This is a genomic window from Ralstonia flatus (genome assembly GCF_958439105.1).
Classification (GTDB): Bacteria; Pseudomonadota; Gammaproteobacteria; order Burkholderiales; family Burkholderiaceae; genus Ralstonia; species Ralstonia flatus.
Map to the genome: position 1 here is coordinate 52,868 of NZ_CAUDLI010000013.1, position 25,009 is coordinate 77,876.

19 protein-coding genes are annotated in these 25,009 nt (G+C 65.0%); 12 read left to right on the plus strand and 7 right to left on the minus strand.

Going from position 1 to position 25,009, the window contains the following annotated elements; translation table 11 throughout:
• The first annotated feature begins 4 nt into the window (after positions 1 to 4).
• Positions 5 to 1,171 carry a c-type cytochrome gene (locus R2676_RS23785; RefSeq protein WP_206274368.1) on the plus strand — a complete coding sequence of 389 codons (1,167 nt, stop codon included), beginning with the start codon at positions 5 to 7 and terminating at the stop codon, positions 1,169 to 1,171.
• 25 nt (positions 1,172 to 1,196) lie between these two features.
• Positions 1,197 to 2,138 carry an ABC transporter substrate-binding protein gene (locus R2676_RS23790; protein ID WP_206274369.1) on the plus strand — a complete coding sequence of 314 codons (942 nt, stop codon included), beginning with the start codon at positions 1,197 to 1,199 and terminating at the stop codon, positions 2,136 to 2,138.
• Here R2676_RS23790 and R2676_RS23795 read toward each other — a convergent pair.
• Together R2676_RS23795 and R2676_RS23800 are read right to left on the minus strand one after the other, a co-directional pair.
• A complete protein-coding gene (locus R2676_RS23795; protein ID WP_206274370.1) occupies positions 2,135 to 2,500 on the minus strand; it encodes a hypothetical protein in 366 nt (121 codons plus the stop codon). The two genes, R2676_RS23790 and R2676_RS23795, sit on opposite strands and share 4 nt — an antisense overlap.
• Before the next feature lie 55 nt (positions 2,501 to 2,555).
• Positions 2,556 to 3,452 (minus strand): LysR family transcriptional regulator, encoded by an 897-nt coding sequence (locus R2676_RS23800; protein WP_206274371.1) that lies wholly within the window; start codon positions 3,450 to 3,452, stop codon positions 2,556 to 2,558.
• Positions 3,453 to 3,759: 307 nt separating this feature from the next.
• On the opposite strand from R2676_RS23800, the gene kdgD reads away from it, so the two are divergent.
• The 8 genes from kdgD to R2676_RS23840 all read left to right on the plus strand — a co-directional run bounded on the left by kdgD (position 3,760) and on the right by R2676_RS23840 (position 13,929).
• Positions 3,760 to 4,698 (plus strand): 5-dehydro-4-deoxyglucarate dehydratase, encoded by a 939-nt coding sequence (gene kdgD, locus R2676_RS23805; protein WP_206274372.1) that lies wholly within the window; start codon positions 3,760 to 3,762, stop codon positions 4,696 to 4,698.
• A gap of 27 nt (positions 4,699 to 4,725) precedes the next feature.
• Positions 4,726 to 6,297: an aldehyde dehydrogenase (NADP(+)) gene (locus tag R2676_RS23810; RefSeq protein WP_206274373.1), complete on the plus strand. Its 1,572-nt coding sequence runs from the start codon at positions 4,726 to 4,728 to the stop codon at positions 6,295 to 6,297.
• Positions 6,298 to 6,397: 100 nt separating this feature from the next.
• Complete coding sequence (locus R2676_RS23815) at positions 6,398 to 7,750, plus strand: MFS transporter (protein ID WP_316857624.1); 1,353 nt, start codon at positions 6,398 to 6,400, stop codon at positions 7,748 to 7,750.
• A gap of 18 nt (positions 7,751 to 7,768) precedes the next feature.
• A complete protein-coding gene (locus tag R2676_RS23820; RefSeq protein WP_206274374.1) occupies positions 7,769 to 9,178 on the plus strand; it encodes an enolase C-terminal domain-like protein in 1,410 nt (469 codons plus the stop codon).
• Positions 9,179 to 9,219: 41 nt separating this feature from the next.
• Positions 9,220 to 10,821: a galactarate dehydratase gene (garD, locus tag R2676_RS23825; RefSeq protein WP_206274375.1), complete on the plus strand. Its 1,602-nt coding sequence runs from the start codon at positions 9,220 to 9,222 to the stop codon at positions 10,819 to 10,821.
• 1 nt (position 10,822) lies between these two features.
• A complete protein-coding gene (locus R2676_RS23830) occupies positions 10,823 to 11,668 on the plus strand; it encodes an NAD-dependent epimerase/dehydratase family protein (protein WP_206274376.1) in 846 nt (281 codons plus the stop codon).
• A gap of 4 nt (positions 11,669 to 11,672) precedes the next feature.
• Positions 11,673 to 12,575, plus strand: coding sequence for an SMP-30/gluconolactonase/LRE family protein (locus tag R2676_RS23835; RefSeq protein ID WP_206274377.1), 903 nt, complete (start codon positions 11,673 to 11,675; stop codon positions 12,573 to 12,575).
• Between the two features lie 52 nt (positions 12,576 to 12,627).
• Positions 12,628 to 13,929: an MFS transporter gene (locus R2676_RS23840; protein ID WP_206274378.1), complete on the plus strand. Its 1,302-nt coding sequence runs from the start codon at positions 12,628 to 12,630 to the stop codon at positions 13,927 to 13,929.
• 21 nt (positions 13,930 to 13,950) lie between these two features.
• Here the strand turns inward: R2676_RS23840 and R2676_RS23845 are convergent, their stop codons facing one another.
• Complete coding sequence (locus R2676_RS23845; protein ID WP_206274379.1) at positions 13,951 to 14,532, minus strand: hypothetical protein; 582 nt, start codon at positions 14,530 to 14,532, stop codon at positions 13,951 to 13,953.
• A gap of 256 nt (positions 14,533 to 14,788) precedes the next feature.
• Here R2676_RS23845 and R2676_RS23850 point away from each other — a divergent pair, with 256 nt between their 5' ends.
• Positions 14,789 to 15,583 carry an MHYT domain-containing protein gene (locus tag R2676_RS23850; RefSeq protein WP_206274380.1) on the plus strand — a complete coding sequence of 265 codons (795 nt, stop codon included), beginning with the start codon at positions 14,789 to 14,791 and terminating at the stop codon, positions 15,581 to 15,583.
• Between the two features lie 95 nt (positions 15,584 to 15,678).
• Positions 15,679 to 18,420, plus strand: a complete 2,742-nt coding sequence (locus R2676_RS23855) for an FtsK/SpoIIIE family DNA translocase (RefSeq protein ID WP_206274381.1) — start codon at positions 15,679 to 15,681, stop codon at positions 18,418 to 18,420.
• 128 nt (positions 18,421 to 18,548) lie between these two features.
• On the opposite strand, the gene R2676_RS23860 is transcribed toward R2676_RS23855, so the two are convergent.
• The 4 genes from R2676_RS23860 to R2676_RS23875 all read right to left on the minus strand — a co-directional run bounded on the left by R2676_RS23860 (position 18,549) and on the right by R2676_RS23875 (position 24,971).
• On the minus strand, positions 18,549 to 19,259 hold the full coding sequence (locus tag R2676_RS23860) for a hypothetical protein (protein WP_206274382.1): 711 nt from the start codon (positions 19,257 to 19,259) through the stop codon (positions 18,549 to 18,551).
• Between the two features lie 57 nt (positions 19,260 to 19,316).
• A complete protein-coding gene (locus R2676_RS23865) occupies positions 19,317 to 20,324 on the minus strand; it encodes a PoNe immunity protein domain-containing protein (protein ID WP_206274383.1) in 1,008 nt (335 codons plus the stop codon).
• Positions 20,325 to 20,427: 103 nt separating this feature from the next.
• Positions 20,428 to 22,161, minus strand: a complete 1,734-nt coding sequence (locus R2676_RS23870) for a hypothetical protein (protein WP_206274384.1) — start codon at positions 22,159 to 22,161, stop codon at positions 20,428 to 20,430.
• Entirely contained in the window at positions 22,158 to 24,971 is a 2,814-nt protein-coding gene (locus R2676_RS23875; RefSeq protein ID WP_316857625.1) for a type VI secretion system Vgr family protein, read from the minus strand. The genes R2676_RS23870 and R2676_RS23875 overlap by 4 nt, the downstream gene beginning before the upstream one ends.
• Positions 24,972 to 25,009: the final 38 nt, after the last annotated feature.

A 25,009-nucleotide genomic window follows, 5' to 3' on the forward strand; every position in this document is an offset into this window, starting at 1 on the left:
CATCATGAGCGGACCGGAAGCGACGGTCTGGCTCAACGCGTTGCTTGGCTTTCTGCAATGGGCGCAGCACAGCGTGCTGGTGCTGCTGCACACGCTTGGGCTGACCGGCGAGTCTCACGGGCAGCCGGCATGGCCGTGGGACGTGCGCATCGCGGGCGAAACCCTGTTGATCGATCTCGGGCAAGCGCGGCAGCTTGGCCTGACGCTGATTGCCTTGATGCTGGCGTTGCTGGCCGTCGTGATCGCCGTGCTCGTGCGGCGGTGGCGGCCGGTGTCATCCGGCGTCGCGGCGGGCCTGCTTGTGGTGGCGCCGTGGCCGTCGGCGGTTGTGGTGGCGCCTGCCGTGCCGACGAGTTTCCATGTGAGCCCAACGGCGTTTTCGGTGGCGTCCATCACGCAGGGCACGCGCGTCTACAACGCCGCCTGCGCAAGCTGCCACGGCGCAGACGGCCGGGGCGAAGGCCCGCTGGCCGCCACGCTCACGCGCTGGCCGCCCACGGTGGTCGGCCCATTGCTTGGCCGTCATGCCGATGGCGAGCTGTTCTGGCACATCGCCCACGGCATGCAGGACACGCAAGGTGCGTCGACCATGCCCGCATTTGCCGGTCGACTGAGCGATGCCGATGTCTGGGCGGTACTCGACGCCATGAAGGTGCTGGCCGCGCGTGGCGGCGTGCGCGCCGGCGGCTGGCCGCTGCCGGTGGCGCTGCCTGCGTTGTCCGTGCGCTGCGGCGACGCGCTGCCGCAATCCCTGGCGACATGGCGCAATGGCCAACGCGTGCGGGTGGTGGCGGTGGATGCGGCATCGAGCACCGACATCCCGCTGGAAGATCCGCGTTTCCAGACGTTGCTCATTACGCCGGATGGCACGTTGCCACCGCCAACGCGCGCGTTCCAGGCGCGTTGCGTGGCGACAGGCGCCGACGCCTGGAGCGTCTTCGCCGCCATCGCCGGTGCTGCGCCGCAAGCATTCTCCGGCACGCAGTTGCTGGCCGATCGCAACGGCTGGTTGCGCGCACGCGGCGCTCCGGGCACGACGTGGTCCGATGCCGATTTCCTGTGCACTTCGGCCGCACGCGGAACCGCCCGCAGCACAAGCGGCCTCGATTCCTTGATCGCCCGCATGGACGCCGAACCGGTGCGCTATGTGAAAGGCGGCTTCATCCACTGACCCTCGATCGCATCGCTCCATCATCATGCCGCAACATCGACGACGTTTTCTGCAATCCACGCTGGTGCTCGCTGCCGCGCCTGCCTTGTCCATCGCGCAACCCCGCCTCGTGCTCAAGGCGGGCGACCAGAAGGGGGGCCTGCGCGCGCTGCTGGAAGCGGCCGATGCGCTCAAGGGCGTGCAGTACGACATCCAATGGACCGAGTTTCCGGCGGCTGCTCCGCTGGCCGAAGCGCTCAACGCGGGTGCCGTCGACCTGGGCCCGATTGGCGATGCGCCAGCCATCTTTGCCTTGGCGGCGGGTACGCGCATCAAGCTGATCGGCGCCAACCGATCGGACCCGTACGGCACGGCGGTGCTGGTGCGGCCCGATTCTCCGTTGAAGACCGCGGCAGATCTGAAGGGCAAGTCCATCGGTACCAACCGTGGGTCGATCGGGCATTTCGTGGCGCTCAAGGCGTTGGAGTCGGCGGGGCTGGGTCCGGACGATGCCAACTTCCGCTTCCTGCCGCCGGCGGATGCCAAGCTTGCGCTGGTCAACGGGTCGATCGATGCGTGGTCAACGTGGGAGCCCTACACGGCGATGGCCGAAACGGCAAAGCATGCGCGCGTGCTCGTCAGCGGGCGCGGGTTGTGGTCGGGCCTCAGCTACCTGGCAGCCACCGACGCTGCGCTGGCGGCCAAGCGCGATGCACTGCGCGACTTTTTGCAGCGCGTGGTGCGTGCGCAGGTGTGGTCATACCAGCATGTCGACAGCTTTTCGGCCACGCTGGCCCGCATCATCGGCATCGCGCCGGAGGCTGCGCGGCTGCAGTTCGCACGTCGACAGACGGTGTGGCGCGCCATCGATCCGCAGGTCATTGCGGAGCAGCAGCGCACGGCCGATTTCTACGTGAAGGTGGGCCTGCTCAAACAGCGGCTGGAGGTGGCCACCACGTTTGACACGGGGTTTCCACTGATCGCCTAGCGGGCGTTGCCCGAATGGGATTCCGCACTGGGCCGCGAGCCGCCATGCGGGCCCGCCGTACCCGGCGCTTCTGCGACGTTCTTGGGCAGGTTGGTGGCCGGCGTGACAGCGGCTGGCGCGTTGTTGCCGCCCTTGCCAAAGCGCGCCGCCAGACGGTCCTGCACTTCGGTCAGTTGGGCCTGCTCCTGCGCTTTCTGGGCGCGCTCCGTCTCGGCCTGCTGGGCGGCGGCGGCCTGCTCAACCGGCGTCGGCGGCGGCAGTTTGCCGTGAGCGGGATGCGGCAAGGCAACCGTGGTCAGGCCGATGGCGGCCGCGGCGAGCCAGATGGCGGTGCGTGGAATGGTCTGGGATGTTTGCGGCATGGCGGTCTCCGGGGCGGGATCGCCATGGCTGCAGCAAATGCGGTGCCGTGTGAGTTCAGCGCCGCTCGGCAAGCGCGTTGTGCAGCACCGTCTTGAGCACGTTGAAGACGGGGTTGTCGTTGTCCTTGCGATAGGCCATCCACAGTTCCACCGGCTTGGCCGGCGTCGTGCGCACCGAGCGATAGACCACGCCCTCGAAGTGCAGCATGGCCGCTGCTGCGGGGATAAGCGCCACGCCGATGCCTGCACGCACCAGCGCCAGCATCGAGTGGATCTGGCTGACGTATTCGACGATGTCGGGCAGCACCTCCGCACGCTCCAGCAGGCTGCTGACCATCTGGTGGAAATAGCGCGCCTCGTATGGCGAATACATCAGCAGTGGCTGGCCCTCGCAGTCGCGCAGGCTGGGGCGTTGCGGCCAACTGTCGGCCACCGCTTCCGGCAGGGCGATCACAAGCGCTTCCTGCGAGCACGGCACGGCGATCAGCTCGCCATGCTCCACGGGCGGGCGCAGCAGGCCGACGTCGATTTCACGCGCATCCAGCGCCGCGAGCTGCGCGCCGCTCACCATCTCCTTCAGCGTCAGCCGCACGCCCGGTGAAGCCGCTCGCACCGCGCTCACGAGCGAAGGCAATTTCCCGTAGCCGACCGATGCGGTAAAGCCGATCGCCAACTGTCCGGCCGCGCCCGTCGCCACACGCCGGGCCGTGGCCGCCGCCTCGTCCGCCAGGCGCAGGATGCGCGAGGCGTCGGGCAGAAAACTGCGCCCAGCCGCCGTCAGCTTGACCGAGCGGCTGTTGCGCTCCAGCAGTTCGGTGCCGACCTGATGTTCGAGCAGGCGCACCTGGCGCGACAGCGGCGGCTGCGTCATGTGCAGGCGTTCTGCTGCCCGCCCAAAGTGCAGTTCTTCGGCCACGGCGACAAAGCAGCGGAGTTGGCTGAGTTCAAACATCGATTCAAAACCTGTATGGATTGGGCGCGCGCTTATCTTGAAGCGGAAAGATCGCCGGTGCAAGGCTCGGCCCGAGTTCGCACTTCCGTATGCCGTTTACGTGCAGGCCGAAGGTACCGGGTGACACGGCGCTAAGCAGGCGCGGACGCACCGTCACGTGCGCCCGCAGCATCGGCATCGTCGACCTAGGGAAGACCCTGTATCAATACAAGTTCTGTATTGATCGAGTTAGTAGTTGGCTTGGACTTGAATCGATCCCGGTGCAAGAATTCGCTCACCAACAACACGCATTCATCACGAGCGAGACATGTCCCGATACAGCCCTAAAGAATTTGCCCAACAGATCGGCTCCGGTCTGCTGTCCTTCCCGATCACGCATTTCAAGGCGTCGGACCTGTCGTTCGACGAGGCAGCGTATCGCGCCAACCTGATCTGGCTGTTCAGCCACGATGCCGCTGGCCTGTTTGCAGCGGGCGGCACGGGTGAGTTCTTCTCGCTCACGGCAGCCGAGACCGATCGCGTGGTGCGCGCGGCCGTGGCGGAAACCGGCGGCAAGATTCCGGTGATCGCCCCGGCGGGCCGCGGTACGGCCGAATCGGTCGAATACTGCAAGGCCGCTGAAGCTGCCGGCGCAGACGGCATCCTGCTGCTGCCGCCGTACCTGACCGAAGCGTCGGCGGACGGCGTGGCCGCCCACGTGGAGCAGGTCTGCAAATCCACCAAGCTGGGCGTGATCGTCTACAACCGCGCCAACCAGGTCCTCGACGAGAACCACCTCGAGCGCCTGGCCGACCGCTGCCCGAACCTCGTCGGCTTCAAGGATGGCGTGGGCGACCTGGAACTGATGACCCGCATTTACGCCCGCCTGGGCGACCGCTTCACCTACGTCGGTGGCCTGCCGACGGCCGAGACCTTTGCACTGCCGTACCTGACGATGGGCGTGACGACGTATTCGTCGGCCATCTTCAACTTCGTGCCGAAGTTCGCGCTAGAGTTCTACGCCGCCGTGCGCGCGTTCGACAATGCCAAGGTCTACAAGATGCTCAACGAGTTCGTGCTGCCGTACATCCAGCTGCGCAATCGCAAGCGTGGTTATGCGGTGTCGATCGTCAAGGCCGGTATGAAGGTCATCGGCCGTGACGCAGGTCCGGTCCGTGCTCCGTTGACCGACCTGACCGACGCCGAGATTGCAGAACTGTCGACGTTGGTGTCGCGCATTGCCGAAGTGGAAAAGCTGGCGGCCTGAGCGCAACCGAAAACACAAGGAATCCTTATGCAATTGAGCGGCGAACTGTTGTTGGGTGCCGCCCGCGTAGCGGGTGGTGCCGGCAAGGTTCGCGCCATGAACCCCGCCACCGGGGAATGGCTCGAACCTGAATTCACCCTGGCCTCCAAGGCCGAGGCCGCGCGTGCCGCTGAACTGGCCGCCGCGGCTTTTGACGTTTACCGCGAGACCGCGCCGGAAACCCGCGCTGCCTTCCTGGAAGCCATCGCCAGCCAGATCGAAGCGCTGGGCGATGCGCTGATCGAACGCGCGATGGCCGAGTCGGCCTTGCCGCGTCCGCGCCTGGAAGGCGAGCGTGGCCGCACGTGCAACCAGCTGCGCCTGTTTGCAAGCGTGGTGCGTGCCGGCGATGCCGTGGGCGCGCGGCTTGATTCGGCCTTGCCGGAACGCAAGCCGTTGCCGCGCTCGGACCTGCGCATGCGCCGCATTGCGCTCGGCCCGGTGGCCGTGTTCGGTGCGAGCAACTTCCCGCTGGCGTTCTCGGTGGCGGGTGGCGATACCGCATCGGCGCTGGCAGCCGGTTGCCCGGTGGTCGTGAAGGCGCATCCGGCGCACCCGGGTACGTCCGAACTGGTGGGCCGTGCCATTCAAGCCGCGGTTGCGCAGTGTGGGCTGCCGGAAGGCGTGTTCTCGCTCATCGTGGCCGACAACGATGTGGCGGGCGCACTGGTGGCGGATCCGCGTATCCAGGCCGTCGGCTTTACCGGTTCGCGAGCTGGCGGTCTGGCGCTGCTGCGCATTGCGCAGGCACGCCCGCAGCCGATTCCCGTGTATGGCGAGCTGAGCGCCATCAACCCCGTGTTCCTGCTGCCCGATGCACTGGCCAAGCGTGGTGCTGCGCTGGGTCAGCAGTACGTGGCGTCGCTGACGATGGGTGCAGGCCAGTTCTGTACGAACCCGGGTCTGCTGCTCGCCATCGATGGGCCGGAACTGGATGTCTTTGAAGCGGCTGCCGCTGCCGCCATGGGCGATGTGGCTGCACAACCGATGCTCACCGCCGGTATCCACAGCGCCTACACGCGCGGCGTCGACAAGCTGGCCGCCGAGGCAAACGTGCGCTGCGTCGCGCGCGGGCAAGGCAGCGACCAGCCCAACCGCGGGCAAGCCGGCTTCTACGTGACCGATGCCAAGAGCTTCCAGGCGCAGCCGACGCTGCACGACGAGATCTTCGGCGCCACCGGCCTGGTCGTGCGCTGCCGCGATGCAGAAGAGCTGCGCGCGCTGGCCGAATCGCTCGAAGGCCAGTTGACTGCCACGCTGCATCTGGACACGGGCGACACGGCGATCGCACGTTCGCTGCTGCCGATTCTGGAACGCAAGGCGGGGCGCATTCTGGCCAACGGCTGGCCGACCGGCGTCGAGGTGTGCCACGCCATGGTGCACGGCGGGCCGTGGCCGGCAACGACGGATGCACGCACGACTTCGGTCGGCACGGCAGCCATCGAGCGCTTCCTGCGCCCGGTGTGCTACCAGGATCTGCCGGCCGAACTGCTGCCCGAAGCGCTGCAAGACGCCAACCCGCTCAAGCTGCGCCGCCTGGTGGATGGAAGCTGGGCCTGACGTCGTCACACGCGATTAGCAAAAAACAACACGCCGGGCCGCACAGGACCCGGCAATTTGATCCTGCTGGCACGACGGGTGCCGGCCCAAGGAGGAGACGATGGACATCAAAGCCCCCGCAGTGGGAGCGCAGGCCGTGCCGCGCGCTGAGCGCATGAGCCGTGTGCGTTTCATGATCCTCGCGATGCTGTTTATCGTGACGACCATCAATTACGCTGATCGGGCCACCATCTCCATTGCCGGGTCGGCCATGCAGAAGGAACTCGGCATCGATGCCGTGTCGCTGGGCTACATTTTTTCGGCGTTCGGCTGGGCTTATGTGATTGCGCAGATCCCAGGCGGCTGGCTGCTCGACCGCTTCGGTTCGAAGCGCGTCTACACGTTCAGCATTCTGTTGTGGTCGCTCTTCACGCTGGCGCAGGGCGCGATCGGCTTCTTTACCGGCGCCGCCGCCATCGTCATGGTGTTCTGCCTGCGCTTCCTGGTGGGCGCCGCCGAGGCGCCGTCCTTCCCGGCGAACAGCCGCATTGTGGCGGCGTGGTTTCCGGCCAATGAGCGCGGCACCGCGGCGGCCATCTTCAACTCCGCGCAATATGCCGCCACCGTGGTGTTTGCCCCGCTGATGGCTTGGCTGGTGCACGCATTCGGCTGGCATCACGTGTTTATCGTGATGGGCGTGATCGGCATCGCCATGGCGATCGTGTGGAGAGCCTTCGTGCACGAACCGAAGGACCACCCGGGCGTGAACCGTGCCGAAATCGAATACATCGAAGCCGGCGGTGGCCTGGTCAACATGGACCGAGCGGGCGTGGCCAAGAACGAGGGTCCGAAACTCGGCTACGTGAAGCAGCTCCTGCAGAACCGCATGCTGATGGGCGTGTACATCGCGCAGTACTGCATCAATGCGCTCACCTACTTTTTCATCACGTGGTTCCCGGTGTACCTGGTGCAGGCACGCGGCATGTCGATTCTGAAGGCGGGCTTCGTTGCGTCGATTCCGGCGGTGTGCGGCTTCCTGGGCGGCATCCTCGGCGGGATCATCTCTGATGCGCTGCTCCGGCGTGGTGCCTCGCTGTCAGTCGCGCGCAAGGTGCCCATCGTGCTGGGCATGCTGCTCTCCATGACCATGGTGATCTGCAACTACGTCGATGCGCAGGCCGTCGTGGTGGCGGTGATGGCGCTGTCGTTCTTCGGCAAGGGCCTCGGTGCGCTGGGCTGGGCGGTGAACTCGGATACGGCGCCCAAGCAGATTGCCGGCTTGTCGGGCGCGCTGATGAACACCTTCGGCAACCTGTCGAGCATCACCACGCCCATCGCGATCGGTTACATCGTCAACACAACGGGTTCGTTCAACGGTGCGCTGGTGTACGTCGGGATCCATGCGCTGGTCGCCATCGTCTGCTACCTGTTCATGGTCGGCGAGATCAAGCGTGTGGAACTCAAGCCGCTGTAAGCCAGGGGAGCCTCGTAAGTGACGTTGCAATCGATCGAGTCCGGCGCACGCACCCACACACCGCGGGTGACGGAGATGCAGGTGATTCCCGTCGCGGGCCGCGACAGCATGCTGCTGAACCTGTGCGGCGCGCATGCTCCGTTCTTTACACGCAATCTCGTGATCCTGAAGGACAACGCCGGGCGCACCGGCGTGGGCGAGGTGCCGGGCGGGGAGGGCATCCGCCAAGCGCTGGAGCGCGTGATTCCGCTGGTGGTCGGTCAATCGATCGGTCGTACCAACGGCGTGTTGAACAGCATTCGCCGCGCGCTGGCCGGTGGCGGCAATGCCGCGCATCAGGCGACCGTGCACCAGGTGACCTCTGCTTCGGAAGCCGCCGTGCTGCGCCAGCCGCACGAGATCAACCTGCGCATGGACAATGTCATCACGGCGGTGGAAGCGGCGCTGCTCGATCTGCTTGGCCAGTTTCTGGAGGTGCCGGTGGCAGAGCTGCTCGGTGCCGGCCAGCAGCGCGATAGCGCCCCGATGCTCGCCTATCTGTTCTACGTGGGCGACCGCCGCAAGACCGATCTGCCGTATCTGGATGGCGCGAACGGCACCGACGACTGGCTGCGCCTGCGCCACGAAGCTGCCATGACGTCCGCTGCCATCGCCCGCCTGGCAGAAGCTGCCACCGAGCGCTACGGTTTTGCCGATTTCAAGCTCAAGGGCGGCGTGATGCCCGGCGCTGAAGAGATGGAAGCGATTGCTGCCATCAAGGCGCGCTTTCCGCACGCCCGCGTCACGCTGGACCCGAACGGCGCGTGGTCGCTCAACGAGGCGATTGCGCTGTGCAAGGGCCAAGGGCATCTGCTGGCCTATGCCGAAGACCCGTGCGGCCCCGAAGCCGGCTATTCGGGCCGCGAGGTGATGGCCGAGTTCAAGCGCGCCACCGGCATCCCGACGGCCACCAACATGATCGCGACCGACTGGCGGCAGATGGGCCACGCCGTGCAGCTGCACGCGGTCGATATTCCGCTGGCCGATCCGCATTTCTGGACCATGCAAGGCTCCGTGCGCGTGGCGCAGTTGTGCGACGAGTGGGGCCTGACGTGGGGCTCGCATTCCAACAACCACTTCGATGTGTCGCTGGCGATGTTCACGCATGTGGCCGCGGCCGCGCCCGGCAACATCACGGCCATCGATACGCACTGGATCTGGCAGGAAGCCGAGGAGCGCCTGACGCGCGAGCCGTTGCGCATCCAGGGCGGCCACGTGGCCGTGCCGGAGCGCCCGGGCCTCGGCATCGAAATCGACATGGAGCGCGTCATGGCCGCCCATGCGCTGTACAAGACCCTGGGCCCTGGCGCGCGTGATGACGCCATGGCCATGCAGTACCTCGTGCCGGGCTGGACGTATGACCCGAAGCGCCCGAGCCTGGGGCGTTGAAAAGAAGCCCGTTTGAGTTTGAATCAATCACGGAGTCTGTGATGTCTGAACCGACGCTGGCCCCTGAGGCCGGCAACGCAACTGAAAAGGCGCTGACGATCCGCGTGCACGACGGTGACAACGTCGCCATCGTCGTCAACGCACGCGGCTTGCCCGCCGGCTCGGCGCTGGCCGATGGCACGGTGCTCGTCGAAGGCGTGCCGCAAGGCCACAAGGTGGCGCTGGTCGACTTGGCCGAAGGTGACGCGATCATTCGCTACAACGAGGTGATCGGTTATGCCGTGAAGCCGCTGTCGCGCGGTAGCTGGGTCAACGAGCATGCCGTGAAGCTGCCGTCTGCGCCCGCGCTGGATGAATTGCCGCTGGCCACGCGCCCCGATCCGAAGCTCGCCAAACTGGAGGGCTACACCTTCGAGGGCTATCGCAACGCAGACGGCACGGTGGGCACGAAGAACGTGCTCGGCATCATGACCAGCGTGCAGTGCGTGGCGGGCGTGACGGATTACGTGGTCGGCCGCATCAAGCGCGAGCTGTTGCCGCGCTTCCCCAACGTCGACGATGTGGTCGCGCTCAACCATGTGTACGGCTGCGGTGTCGCCATCAACGCGCCGGCCGCCATCGTGCCGATCCGCACGCTGCAGAACCTAGCGCTGAATCCGAACTTTGGCGGCGAGATCATGGTGATCGGCCTGGGCTGCGAAAAGCTCGTCCCGGAACGCCTTGTGCCGGAAAAGCTTGCGCCGGGCGGGCGCATTCCGATCGAAGTGGCCGGGACCGCAGATTCGCCGGTGCTGCGTCTGCAGGACGAAGCCTTCGACGGCTTCATCGGCATGACCGACGCCATCATGGAGATGGCCGAGCGCCGCCTGGAGCATCTCAACAAGCGCCAGCGCGAAACCTGCCCGGCATCCGACCTCGTGGTCGGGGTGCAGTGCGGCGGCAGCGACGCGTTCTCGGGCGTGACGGCCAATCCGGCGGTCGGCTTTGCGGCGGACCTGATCGTCCGTGCAGGCGGCACCGTGATGTTCTCGGAAGTGACCGAGGTGCGCGACGCCATCCATCTGCTCACGCCGCGCGCCATCGATGAAGACGTCGGCCGCGCGCTGCTGCGCGAGATGGCGTGGTACGACAACTACCTCAGCGGCGGCCAGACCGACCGCAGCGCCAACCCCTCGCCGGGCAACAAGAAGGGCGGGCTCTCCAACGTGGTGGAAAAAGCGCTGGGTTCGATCGTGAAGTCGGGCAGTACGCCCATCGTCGATGTGCTCGGCCCCGGTGAGAAAGTGCGTCGCAAGGGCCTAATCTTTGCAGCGACGCCCGCCAGCGATTTCGTGTGCGGCACGTTGCAGCTGGCCTCCGGCATGAACCTGCAGGTGTTCACGACCGGCCGCGGTACGCCGTATGGCCTAGCCATGGCGCCGGTCATCAAGGTGTCGACGCGCAAGGCGCTGTCCGAGCGCTGGCATGACCTGATCGACCTAGACGCGGGCCGCATCGCCACCGGCGAAGCGACCATTGCCGACATCGGCTGGGAACTGTTCCACCTGATTCTTGACGTGGCGAGCGGCCGCAAACAAGTCTGCGCCGACAAGCTCGGTTTGCATAACGCGCTGGCCCTGTTCAACCCCGCCCCGGTGACCTGATATGACCACTGAAATGAACCTTCAAAACGATCCGCTCGACGGCGTGACAACACGCTGCCACCGCCTGCTGCTGACTGGCGCCGCCGGCAACCTCGGCAAGGTGCTGCGCGAGCGCCTGCCCAAGTACGCCGATTCTTTGCGCTTGTCTGATATATCAAATCTGGGCGAAGCACGCACCGGCGAGGAGATCGTGCCGTGCAACCTGGCTGACGCGAAAGCCGTCGATGCGCTCGTCGCCGGCACCGATGCCATCGTGCATTTGGGCGGCGTGTCGATCGAGCGGCCTTTTGAAGAGATCCTGCCGGCCAATATCGCAGGCACCTACAACCTGTACGAAGCCGCGCGTCGTCATGGCGTGCGGCGCATCGTCTTCGCCAGCTCGAACCACACCATCGGTTTCTACAAGCAGGGCGAGGTGATCGACAGCACCGTGCCCACCAAGCCCGATGGCTACTACGGGCTCAGCAAGGTATTCGGCGAACAGCTCGCCAGCTTCTATTTCGATCGCTACGGCATCGAGACGGTCGCCATCCGCATCGGCTCTTCGTTTGCCGAAGCCAAGGATCGCCGCATGCTTGTCACCTGGCTCGGCTACGACGACCTGGAGCAACTCATCCGCCGCGCGTTGTTCGTGCCAAGCGTGGGTTTTACGGTCGTCTACGGCATGTCGAACAACCGCGACCATTGGTGGGACAACCGCCACGCCGCGCACCTCGGCTACCAGCCTACGCAGACGAGCGAGATCTTCCGCGCGCAGGTCGAAGCGCAACCGCCGCTGCCTGCCGATGACCCGGCGGCGCTGTACCAGGGCGGCGCGTTCGTCAAAGCCGGCCCGTTCGGAGACTGAAGCAATGGCATTCAACGTAGAACCGCTTGTCGAGCGGATTGGCAGCATGCAATGCGGTGTCGGCGAAAGCCCCGTCTGGCACGCCGGTGAGCAGGCGCTGTACTGGACGGACATCCCTGACCGCAAGCTGTGGTGCTGGAATTTCTTCTCGGGCCAGACCAACAGCTGGCCGCTGCCCGAGATGGCCGGCTGTATTGCCATGGCGCCCAACGGTTGGGCGATGGCGATGGAAACGGGCATCTTTCTCGCGCCACCGCCCAGCGCCGGCATCGCGCTTGGGCCCCTGCAGCGCCTCGCCACGGTGGCGCATGCTCGCCCCGACATGCGTTTCAACGACGGTCGCTGCGATCGCCAAGGCCGGTTTTGGGCCGGCACGATGGTGCTGGACACTTCGCTAGGTCTGCCGCTCGGCAAGCTGTATCGGTTTGATGCAGATGCCGCGCGCACTGGGCGCGTCGATGCCGTCATCGATGACCTGATCGTCCCGAACGGCCTGGCGTTCAGCCCCGATGGCAAGACGATGTATCTGTCGGATTCGCACGCGAGCCGCCAGACGGTCTGGGCTTTCGATTACGACGTCGACACCGGCACGCCGCACAACCGCCGCGTCTTCATCGACATGAACGCGCACCCCGGTCGCCCCGATGGCGCCGCCGTGGACGCCGACGGCTGCTACTGGATTTGCGGCAACGATGCGGGATTCGTGCACCGCTTCACGCCGGCCGGCCGCCTTGATCGAAGCATCGCCATTCCTACGTCCAAACCGGCCATGTGTGCATTCGGCGGCCCCGGGCTGGACACCCTGTTCGTGACGTCGATCCGCATCGGCGACGACCCGCTCTCGGGCGCCACGTTTGCAGTGCGCCCGGGCGTGACTGGATTACCGGAACCCGTCCTGCACCTCTGAAACCGAGTACGCCCCGCCCACAAAAACAACCGGGGGCTTTAGGAGACAACACATGAAACCCATCAAAGGCTTGCGCTGGTGGATCATCGGCCTCGTCCTCAGCGGCCTGATCATGAACTACCTGGCGCGCAATGCGCTGGCGGTGGCGGCGCCTGAAGTGAACAAGGTGCTGAACATCAGCACACAGCAGTACGGCTACATCGTCGCGGCATTCCAGGCGGCCTACATGGTGATGCAGCCGGTGGCGGGCTATGTGCTCGACGTGCTGGGCACCAAGCTGGGTTTTGCGCTGTTTGCGGCGGCGTGGTCGGTGGTCTGTCTGCTGCACAGCACGGCGGGTGGTTGGCTGTCGCTGGCGGCGTTCCGCGCCATGCTGGGGATGACGGAGGCGGCAGGCTTCCCGTCGGCGCTGCGGGCAACGGCAGAGTGGTTCCCCGCCAAGGAGCGATCGATCGCCACGGGCTGGTTCAACATCGGCTCGTCCGTGGGCGCGGTGGTGGCGCCGCCGCTGGTGGTCTGGTGCATCCTGCACGGCAACTGGCGTTTTGCCTTTGCCGTGATCGGCGGGATGGGACTGGTGTGGAGCGTGCTCTGGTTCCTGCTGTATCGCGTGCCGGCCAAGCACCATCGCTTGTCGGCAGAGGAGCGCGACTACATCCGTGCAGGCCAGGAAACGCCGGATGACAACGCGGATGCGCCCAAGCCGTCGTGGGGCAAGATCGTCAGCGGCCGCCGCTTCTGGGGCATCGCCATCCCGCGCTTTCTCTCGGAGCCGGCGTGGCAGACGTTCAACTATTGGATTCCGCTCTACATGGCCACCGAGCGCCATATGAACCTGAAGGAGATCGCGCTGTTTGCCTGGCTGCCGTTCCTGGCGGCGGACGTCGGATGCGTGCTTGGCGGCTATCTCGCGCCGTGGTTCCAGAAGCGCTTCTCGGTGTCGCTGGTGACATCGCGCAAGCTTGTGATGGTGACGGGCTGCCTGTGCATGATCGGCCCGGCCTGTATCGGTCTGGCGACGAGTCCCTACACGGCGATTGCGCTGTTCTGCGTGGGCGGCTTCGCGCATCAGACGCTCTCCGGCGCGCTGTACACGCTCACGTCCGACATGTTCGGCAAGCACGAAGTCGGCACAGCGGTCGGACTGGCGGGCATGTCGGGCTATATGGGCGGCATGCTCTTCTCGCTGGCCGTGGGCACGCTGGCCACGACCATCGGCTACAACCCGCTGTTCGTGGCGCTGGCGGTGTTCGATATCGTGGCGGCCATCCTCGTGTGGACGATGCTCAACGACAAGCAGGCGCGCCCCGTGCCGATGCAGCCCGGTGGAACGGCGCCGAGCACGGCGACTTGATTCTGCGTTTGCAGACGTGGATCAGGCAGCCTGCTGGGCAACCTTCGGATTGAGCTTGGCCGGGCTGAGCGGGTCGAAGTCGACCCACTCGCCGTTGCGCCAGCGGCCCGCGGCTTCTTCGACGTCCATGCCGCCGGCACCGGCCAGGATGCGCGCGACTTCGGCTTCCCGGTCGGGCGTCACACGCACCGCCAGCAGCACGCCGGAATGGCGTGTGCGCAGCGTGGCATCGGGCGGTTGTGCAGGCTGGGGCGCATCGCGGGTGGCGACCATGGCACCCGCCAGCGAGCCGATATAGGCGCCCACCCCGGCCGCCACCACCGAAAACAGCACGGCCACGTGCAGCGCAATCAGCACCACCACACCGGCAACGGCGCCGATCGCCGCGCCGATCGCCATCCCCTTGCCGGCGCCCGCATGTGCGCGGACGGCGCCAGGGTCGGCATTGCGGTCGCCGCCGATCGGAAACGCTGCGTGCTGGCCGGACGGGTTGACGAAGAAGACGTTCACATCGTCCTCGGAAAAGCGCTGGGCAAACAGCGCACGCGCGGCGTCTTCGGCGCGTTCAAACGTGTCGAAACGGGCTGCGACGATGAGCGACATGGGGCCTCCTGAGAAACGCATTTCCCATAGCGCAAGCAAGCGGGGGGCCTGCGGCCAAAGTCGACCCGAAGTTACCTAAAGCAGGTGATTGGCTGGGCAATTACGCGTCGCCATACTTGCGTCCCAAAGGCCCGCTCGAGGCCGTTCCATTGCCAGACAGACGATAACGAAAACGTGGCCGGCCAGAGCAAAGGGCGGCCGGCCGATACCGCCCGGCAATCCGGCGGTCTTTTGGTATTACAACGGGAGGGTGTTCATGTTCTACGGCTTTTCTGCGGTGCCGGGCGCGATCGTGCCCTATGCATACGACTGGCTGCTGGTGGGGCTGTCGTATCTCATCTCGGTGGCGGGAGCGTATGTGGGCTTGCGATGGTCAAGACGCGTGCGCAACAAGAACGGCACCCTCGACATGGACCGGCTGATCTGCGCCAGCGTGGCGCTTGGCGGCGGGGCGGTCTGGTCGATGCACTTCATCGGCATGGCGGCCTACCGGACGCCCGTCCGGATCGAGTTCGATCTCTTCATGACCATGGTGTCGCTGCTGGTGGTGATGGTCTTTGCCGCGGGCGGCCTTGTCATTGCGTCGCGCACCACGGGCCACCGCCTGCGCAACATTGCCGAGGGCGGCGTGCTGACCGGCCTGGGCGTGGCGGTGATGCATTACACCGGCATGGCCGCCGTGCACACCAACAGCAACTTCGACTGGGACATCTCCATCATCGGCGTCTCGGCGTTGATTGCGGTGGTGGTGTCGATGGTTGCGCTGTGGCTTGCCACAACCGTCAAGACACGCGGCCAGCAGTTCGGCGCGGCGCTCATCATGGGCGTGGCCGTCTGCGGCATGCACTACACGGGCATGACGGCCGGCACGATGATCTGCACGGGGCAGAGCTATTCGCCGTCGCTGTTCGCTATTGAAGGCAGCAACATCGGCTATGCCGTGTTTGCGCTGGCCGGCACCATCCTGATGATCATCCTGCTGATCGAGGCGTCGCGCAGCGCCAGCAGCGCCAGCAGCGCACGCGCCACTGCCTCGGGCACATTGCGCTGAAACGTGTTGCCAGAACGCCCGGCCGCGTGTTTTTCGGCCGGGCGATTCTCATGGCGGTGGCGCGCCCCGCTACAATCGCGGCCTGGCATTTGTAGATGGCGTTTGAAATGGTGCTTGGCTGGTTTGGCATTTCCACCGTGTGGCTGCTGCCGCTGGTGTGGCGGTATGTGACGCGCGCGCTGGCGGGGGAGCGGGACTTCCTCAAAGGCCGGGGCACCGTGCGGCTCTGGCTGGTGACGCTCGTCGCGCTGAGCGCCAGCGCCGCGCTTGAAGCCCTGACTTCTGGCGCCGACCCGCAGGACAAGGCGGGCGGTGCTGCCGGGCGCGCATTGTCGTCGCTGTTCTCTCACATGCTGGGCTGGACGGGCGCATTCCTCCTGATGCTCGGCGTGCTGATCTGGGTCGCCCCCATGGTCTTCGGACGATCGTGGGGCCAGGTGTTCAACCGCCGTCGCGCCGCTGACGCCGAAGCATCTTCCGACCCGGACACCCGCCACGACGAACCCGTTGACGACGGCTTGAAGCAGACTGCGCTCGGCCTCGGCGGGGCAGGGGAGACGCGCTGGAGCGGTCACGCCGGCGCTGCACAACCGACGGTGCGTAGCCGTGGTATCGAAGCCGTGTCTGCTCGCCGCCAGCCCGCATGGCAGCCACCCCCGCGCACGCGCCCCTCGCCGCCGCAACCGGGCGAGATCTGGCCACTGCTTGACGCAAAGAAGGGCGCACCGACAGAAGCGCCGGCCACTGTGAAGACGCCGCCCGCAGCTCCGCCCACTCCACCGCAGACGCCTGCGGCACGCCCAAAACCGCGTGCCACCATCGTCAGCAGCCCGTTCCATCAGCCGCAACTTGGTTTGCAAACGCAGGCGCCAGCGCCAGCCTCGGCGGCCCCGCCGCAGGCCATGCCCGCTGCTGAGCCGGTTGTCCTGCCGGAAACGACGGTGCCGGAGTTGGTGGAGGCGAAAGCCGCCGCCGCAGAAACGGCAACGGTCGACCTCGACGCCGTACGCCAAGAAGCCGAGGCGCTTCTGGCCGAACTGCGCGGCCTGATGGCGCCCGCCGCAACGCCGACGCCCGCGCAGGAGGTTGCCGAGCCGAGCGGGGAAGCGGAAGCCGAAGCCGCCCCGATTGTCGAAGTACTGCCCGAGGCGGAAGCACCGCCCGTTGCGCCGTCGATCGAGCCGGCCGCGCAGCCGGAAGTCGCGCCTGCCATGCCTGCGGCCAAGCCGCGCATCGTCTTGCCGGCCGTGGTGGGGGAGGTGGTGTCACGCGCGGCGCCGGCCGTTGCCGCAGCGTCCGTGCCGGCGCCCGCACCCGTGCCGGCTGCGGCACCTGCCGTACCGCGCATCGTCGACTATCGCCTGCCGGGCGCCGCATTGCTGACCGCTGCAACCCCCAGCGCGGAAGCCGTCTCCGCCGAGCATCTGGAAGAGACGAGCAACCTGATCGCCCAGCGCCTGGCCGAGTTCAAGGTGCCAGTCACGGTCGTTGGCGCGTCGGCCGGGCCAGTCATCACGCGGTTCGAGGTCGACCCGGCGATTGGCGTGCGCGGCGCGCAGGTCGTCGGGCTGATGAAAGACCTGGCGCGCGCGCTGGGCGTGACGTCCATCCGCGTCGTCGAAACCATCCCCGGCAAGACCTGCATGGGCCTGGAGCTGCCCAACGCCCGCCGCGAAATGATCCGCCTGTCGGAGGTCGTGAACGCGGCGGATTTCCAGTCGCACGCGTCGCACCTCGTGCTGGCCATGGGCAAAGACATCACCGGCAACCCGGTGGTGACGGATCTCGCACGCGCCCCGCACCTGCTGGTGGCCGGCACGACGGGCTCCGGCAAGTCGGTTGCCGTCAACGCGATGATCCTGTCGATGCTGTACAAGGCCACGCCCGACGACGTGCGCATGATCATGATCGACCCGAAGATGCTGGAACTCTCGGTGTACGAGGGCATTCCGCATCTGCTCGCGCCCGTGGTGACCGACATGAAGCAGGCCGCGCACGCGCTGAACTGGTGCGTGGGCGAGATGGAAAAGCGCTATCGGCTGATGTCGGCGCTGGGCGTGCGCAACCTGGCCGGCTACAACCAGAAGATCCGCGCGGCAGAACAGGCCGGCCGCAAGGTGCCGAATCCGTTCTCGCTGACGCCCGATGCGCCCGAGCCCCTCTCGACGCTGCCGATGATCGTGGTCATCATCGACGAACTGGCCGACCTGATGATGGTGGCCGGCAAGAAGATCGAAGAGCTGATCGCGCGCCTCGCACAAAAGGCCCGTGCCGCCGGCATCCATTTGATTTTGGCGACGCAGCGGCCATCCGTGGACGTCATCACCGGCCTGATCAAGGCGAACATTCCCACGCGCGTGGCGTTCCAGGTGTCCTCCAAGATCGACTCGCGCACGATTCTCGATCAGATGGGCGCCGAATCGCTGCTCGGCCAGGGCGACATGCTGTTCCTGCCGCCGGGCACTGGGTATCCGCAGCGTGTGCACGGCGCGTTCGTCGCCGATGAGGAAGTGCACCGCGTGGTCGAACACTGGAAGCAGTTTGGCGAGCCCGAATACGACGAAGCCATCCTCGCCGGTGATCCGGGTGAAGCTGCGGCGAGCGGCGATTTGTTCGGTGGCGAGAGCGGCGATGCAGAAGCCGATCCGCTCTACGACGAGGCCGCGGCGTTTGTGCTCAACACGCGCCGCGCGTCGATTTCCTCTGTGCAGCGGCAACTGCGCATCGGCTACAACCGTGCCGCGCGGCTCATCGAACAGATGGAAGCGGCGGGGCTGGTGTCGCCGATGGGGCGGAATGGGCAGCGTGAGGTGTTGGCGCCGGGAGGTGGGGAGTGACAGGCGGGTGTCTGCCACTCCTGAGGCGTGCGGCGCGACCGATTCATTGCGTCTTGCGGCAGACCTGAAGACCTTGGCCGACTGGCGCTTTCCGAGAAGCCAAGTCGGCTATCAACTGCCGGCGCAGCTCAACTTTCTGCGGCGACGTTCAACGATTGCAGCCACGCCCCGAGCTGCGCCTCGCCTTCCTCATCCAACTGCCCCGACAACACGCCATACCACTGAGCGACCGCTTCGGGCGGCAGGGTGGCCTTGAGAATCGGCAGGCTGTTTTCCAGAAAGCTCGTGAAAAACGGGATGCCGCGCATGTACAGGAAGTGCGAATCGGTGATGCGAACGTGCGCGTAGACATCGCGCAGCCAATCCAGATACGGCAATGCCTCGGCCATGTGCCCGCTCTGCGTGAGCGACGAGATGAACTGCGTGCGAGCCGTGACGCTCGACATCTCGTGCGTCTGCTCGTTGATCTCGTCGAACTTCATCAACCACGCTTCGCCGCGCTTCAGTTCGCCGCACATGACCGACGTCGTCGCCAGCTGCAGCGCGTTGTGCGCGCTGGGTTCCTGTTCGAACAACGCAAGCCAGTAAGGAAAGGCCTCGGGATAGCGGCGCATGTCCGAATAGGCGAGCGCGCATAGGCGGTTGGCGTCGGCGTGGCGATTCGCGTGGGGTGCCGCTGCGGTGATGGCCGCTTCGTACTGGCCTTGTTGGTAGGCCTCCAAGGCTGCGGCGAGTTCGGGGGCGATGTCGGGCGAGGTGTCGTCGTCTTTCGGCGGTGGGGGCGGGTTGGAGACTTGGACTTTGGTGTTTCGGCCGAATAGTTTTTTCAGTATGCCCATGGTGTTTTGTTGGTGGTGCTGGAGCGTCTAGTGATTGGCCATATTCGACGTGCAGAATCAAGACTGCTGGCCAGATTGGTCGATATCCCACTGCCAGATCGTTGCGCCATAGCTGCTCCCCTCAAACGAGGGCATGACTTCGCCCGCCTTGAAATACCGGCGGCTATTGGCCTTTGCCGGGGTTAACCACCAACCTGCTTGCGGACAAGGCTCACCAGCTTCGCATCGCAGACGGCTAAGAGGGTAGCCATCGAGGCCTAGCGGTGTGTCGAAATCGCTGGTGACGCGATCTTCTTCGCGCAGCTTCCTGCCATAGGCGACGAGGTCTTTTGGATAGACCATGTGGTCGATGGTGCTGTCGTCGAGTCCCAGTAGGAAGCAAGTAGCGCCGGCCTCGAAAGCCCAATAGCCGTAGTAGAACGCCGTGTCCTCCTGGATCTTCTTGTGCGCGTCGTACCAGCGGGCGCCGTCTTGATATCGATACCATTGTTTCAGGTAGGACTGGACGTGTGGAATCGCGGCCTCGTGGCTTTCCTGGAAGTAGGCCTCAATCAGCGTTGCATAAGGCTTATCAAATAGGACTTCTTCCATGTCCTCCTGAGGGTCGTTGACGTAATCGAGGATGAGCTGCTCGTATAGCGCATCCAGATAGCGGTTGCTGTACATGGCGGCAATGATCCGTTTAATGGACCGACCATCGCGGATCATGATGGCAATGCTGATCAGCTGCAGCGCGTTCTCGTATTCGATCTGGTTGTTGAAGTCGACTGCGCAGACTCTCAGATCAGTGTCTCCCTCCTCCTTGTACTTCTCTTTGAGGTAAAGGCGAAAAGGAACATTCAACTCATTCCAGTGAACGAATTCATCCACGACCGTGGAGAAGTTCTGCGCCAGCGTGTCAAGATCTTCGCCTGCTGTGTATTCCGTCATCCATAGCCAGAACGTGTTTGAGTAGACCCCCTGCTGGGCTGTGACGCGGTAGTAAGGGTCGAGATCTCGATGGCGTACGCTGTGGCTACGTACCTTAATGCTCTCCTCCAACTCCGCGCGGACATTCTTGTACAAGGCTCCGTATAGGAACTGCTGACGTCGCTTTGCGTGGAGGTCATCCCCGTCATTAGGAAGAAGGGAAGGAGTGTTCTGTTTTGCCATTGATATACGTCAGCAGTTACGGGTTGCGTTTAGTTCGGGGCTTTGGAGGCTGAGTAGGTTTGGGTCGAGAACTGGCGGCATGCAGTTGTTTCTGACGTATATACAGCTCAGCGATGTTATCAATCTCGTCATAAGAGAATTGATCAGATAGGCCGTGACTTGGCCGATGCTCATCGTGCAGGCTCAGATCGTAGTAGTCACCGCCTGTGAGCGCTATTGTCCCCACTTTTGCGCTGACGGCCACGTGCTCCAAGGCCCCGGGGGCGACAGTCTTCTTTAACGTGCCCCCTGCCTTTGGTGTGTAGCCTTTCGGCGTACTAGTACTGGGTATCACGAACACGACATAGACGAAGCGATTGCGCTCGTTGCCGTCTAGCATGGTGCTGGCAACACTGGCTTCCAGCCACGCCGCCGACATTTGCAGCCCTTTCTTCGGCTGCGACAACATACACCACAGCGCGTACTGGCGTTCTGTCAGGTTTGGCGGCGGCTGAAGCTTGGACGACTGCTTGCCGTCGGCCCGCTCCCGCCAGCTATCTGCCGCCATGCCAAATAGGGCTCCAGCAGACTCGGACGCCTTCGCCTCAACAAAGTGGAAGACTTTCTCGCCGAGCGACCAAACTCCATCCACACCATTTTGATTGATGCGCACAAGGTGCTCTGGGACCAATTCGGTTGGCGTGGCATGCTTGTTTTGCTCTGTCACCAACCTCTTGTTGCCTTTCCACACGGCCCCGGCGTGTTTTCCTTCGACGTGCCCATGTGGCCATGCGTTGGGAGCGTGCAGAGCCATGTGATGGTAATGGGCCATATGCTCGCCAATGAGCCCCTTGTACCGATTGCCGATCGCCTTCCAAGACGCGCGTGTCACCCGACTGGCGGTAGTCTGCGGCCCGCCACCCGGTTCAACCTGCTGGCGCTTGGTGTCCTGCTCGTCCTTGTGCTTGGCCTTCTGCTTCTCGGCCGGCGGCGTCTTCCGGCTGGCAGGTGTTTGCTCCCTTGCAGATGGGTGACTCGATTCGGCCGACCGACTGGGGCGGCTTGGTTCGTGGCCGCCGTGTGCGCCTGCAGTTCTGCTGCCGGAAGTGGCTGTCGCCGCGGCCATCGCCATTTGGGCGACGCGGTAGCCGTCTTCGCCGATCAGGTCGGTGACGAATTCCTGCAGTGCCTGAATGCCTTGTTGAATGCCTGTATGCAACGGTCCCCGGATCGATTTCAAGCCCGGGCGCAAGTCATGTGCGAGTCCTTGCACGGAATTTGGCAGCCACCAGTGAGACTGCTCCAGCTCCCCCAGCAATTGGTCGCAGCCGGTCAGAGCGTTGTCCATCTGCTGGATAGCAATTTGCGCGTTGCCCGCCCAGTCCAGCGTCCGGATAAAGGTGATGGCTTTGCCTTTGGCCTTCCCGAGCATTCCGCTGACGAACGCCTCGCCGCGCAGGGCGCCCTTCAACAGCTTGCGCCCTTTCCATAGCGGTTTGACGATCGTCTTGAAGAGGCTGCCAAGCTCAGGAATGCACCCGAATGCCGCCAGGGCCAAGTCAACCCAATCGTCTTTGCCGCAGTTTTTGGCGCCCTTGCGCGAGATGCGATAGATCATCCCCGAGATGTCGCGCACGTTCAGAACCTGCTGGGCGACCGGGATCAGGGAAATCACCCCGCCGACTATCATCGCGGCGTTGCTGGGTTCTTCTTCAAAATCACCCAGTATCAGGTCCTGACAGAACTTGGTGATGTCGTCGATCAGGCTCATTGTTGGACATCCTCTGCTGCTCGCGTATCACCGGCAGCAATGCGCGCTTGTCTCTCCATCTCAATTTGTCGCTGAGCTTCAGGCTGCACCTTCTTGTATTCGTCTGACGACTCTAGGGGCGGTGCTTTCCACGGCCGTTCATCCTCGCCAAATTCTACGTAATAGGGGAGGTTCGGGGTGCCCTCTTCGCGGGCGAAACCTTGCTTATCGAGTTTGCCCTCACGTACGGTGTTGTCGCTGAACACAATCTTGTATGGAGCGCCTTGCACAGGCTCCAGATCGTCGTACTGGTAGTTCAGTTCGATTGCATTGGACAGTGTGGCCGTTCCCACCGGCAACGCCGGCAACGCCGCCGCCTGCCCCCCCGGCCCCTCAAACGGATGCCCAGCCCCCTTCACCGACAGCAGCCCCGACGTCTCAAACGTCACTGCATTTCCTTCCAGTCTGATCAACGAATCCCCGCCATGCAGCACGATGTTCTGCTGCGCGAGGATCTCGACCGAATCGGCCGACGAGGTAACGGTAACGGCCTTGTCGGCCAGCACCGCCAACGCATCGGTATGCGCCTGGATCGACACGGGCCCACCTTCGGCAATCGCGCGGATGCCGTTGCGTTGCGCGAACAGGCTCACGCCCTTTGCAGCCGCGGCGGCGATGACATTGCCAGCGGCGAGGTGCCAGTCGGCCTGCGCGGTGCCGTGCAAGTGCCGCCCCGCGTAGACAGTGGTCGTGGCCTGCGAAGCGAGCGCGATGCTGGAGGGCGATTCGGTCACCAGCAGCGGCTGGCCGAATTTATCGACGGGCTGCTGTGAATCCTGGCCGTTGACGTTGCTGGGGTACTTGCCGTCCTGCGCAGGGTCGAGCGCCTTGTCGATCGGCTCGAACGCTTCGTTGGCCGCCAAGGGCAGCGCTTGCTGGCTCGCGGCGGCATCCGACAAGCGCTGTGCCGTCTTCTGCGCGGCGGTGAGCTGCCCGCGCGCTTCATGGGCGTCGAGCAGCGTGCCGACGGCTTGCGCACGCGCGGTGGTCGAGAGCAGCAGGCCTCCGCCAGCGCGGACCACCGCCCAGGCATCGGTGCGCAGTTCGGCGCCGGTCCCGCGCCACGTGCCGCGGTCTCCTCCCGTGGCGCCGTGCGAGGTGACATAGCCGAGGTTGAGCTGGCTGTTGGCGGTCGAGCTGGCCAGGCGCGTGCGCAACTGGCCGGGATGATCGTCGACGACCCACTGGTTGTAGCCGTCACCGCCAAGACCTTGTGAATGCCAGCCGGACAGGGCTTGCCCGAGCGGCGCATCGGCAGGGGCCCAGGGCAGGGCGTCCTGCGTGTTGTGCAGCTGCATGGCGATCATCGGCCGGTCGATGTCGCCGTCGATAAACGTCAGCAGGACCTGCGTGCCGGCGCGCGGCAGGTGATTGCCGCCCCAGTTCGGGCCCGCGCTGGCGCTGGCCACGCGCACCCAGGCGGTGACTTGCGACCGGTCGCTGTTGGACGGATCGGAAAACGCATTGACCTCCGGCGCGCGCAGCCATGGGAAACGCACGCGCACGCGATGGTCGCGGTCGGTTGTGAGCGGCGCGCCGTCGTCGGCAATGACCACGGCAGCCTGGCCTTCAGGCGCGGTCGGTCGACGGCGGTAGGGCGGCACGATGGGCGCCTCGGCCGGCACGGCGACGAAACGATTGCGGTAGCTGCCCGATTCGATCTCGGTGGTGGAGAGCAACCGTGCGATGTCGGCGCCGAGGTTGTTGGCGGCTTCGTGTTCCACCTGCAGCGTGACGAACTCGCTGTGCTTGCTGTCGAAATGCTGCGTGAGCGTGAAGCGCTGGCCGGCGCCCAATTGGCGCACGCTGCCTTGGCCTTCGTAGCGCAGGTACGCGCCTTCGTGTGCCTGCATGCGCAGTTGCGCGGCGCGGCTGGCCTCTTGCGCATTCGAATATTGATACGAGCCCGAGGCTTCAAAGCGTTCCAGCGTAGGCAGCTCACCGCCGGGGTCGCTGGCGCTGGCTTGGGCGCTGGTCGCTGCCAATGCCTTGTAGTCCCACGAGGCGAGCGTCACTGCATTGGTGCCCACGCTGTGCGCGTGCGAGAAACGCTCGATCGCGTCTTCGCTTTCCGTGGCGTCAACGCGATGGAAGCGGATCTGCGGCTGCGGGCAAGCCGGACGTTGCGCATCGTTGTCGAAGATGACGACGGTGTGACGCGACTGCGTGCTGCCTTGTTGTTGCTTGTCGTCGCTTTGCTCGTGCTCGATGCGGAACGACAGGCCTTCCTCGGCCAGCAGGCGCATCACGAACGCGTAGTCGGTTTCGCGGTATTGGCAGCAGATCGATCGTTTGGCGCACGGCTGCGTTGTCGCAATCTTGTAATGCGCGCTGGGGTATTCGCTGAAGACGTCTTCGATGATCTCGACCGCGGTCTTGTCCTGGTAGACGAAGCAGTCGCTGCGTGTGCGCAGGCGGTCAAGCCAGGGCACGACGCGCAGCCGGTAGCGTGCGAGGCCGCCGTCGCCGCCAAGCGACGCGCAATCGGCCACGTAACCGTGCCACGCGCGTCGCTTGCCGTCGGCTTGCACTAGGCGCAGCGTGACTTCCTGCGAGGCCAGCTTGGCCGTGTCCAGATGCGCCGACGGGCTCAGGCAATCGATATGCAGGACGAACGAGGCCGACACCGCTTCGGTGGCGGTAAAGCGCTCCACGACGAGGTTGTCGGAAGCAAGCGCCGTCTCCAGCGTGATCTGGCGGGTCTGCTGCCCGAGCAGCGCGCCCAGGACGGCTTGTGGCACGGCGGCCGGCAGGTTGGACAAAGGCTTCATCGGAACAGCGTCGCGCTGGGGTTCATGTTGCGGTTCAG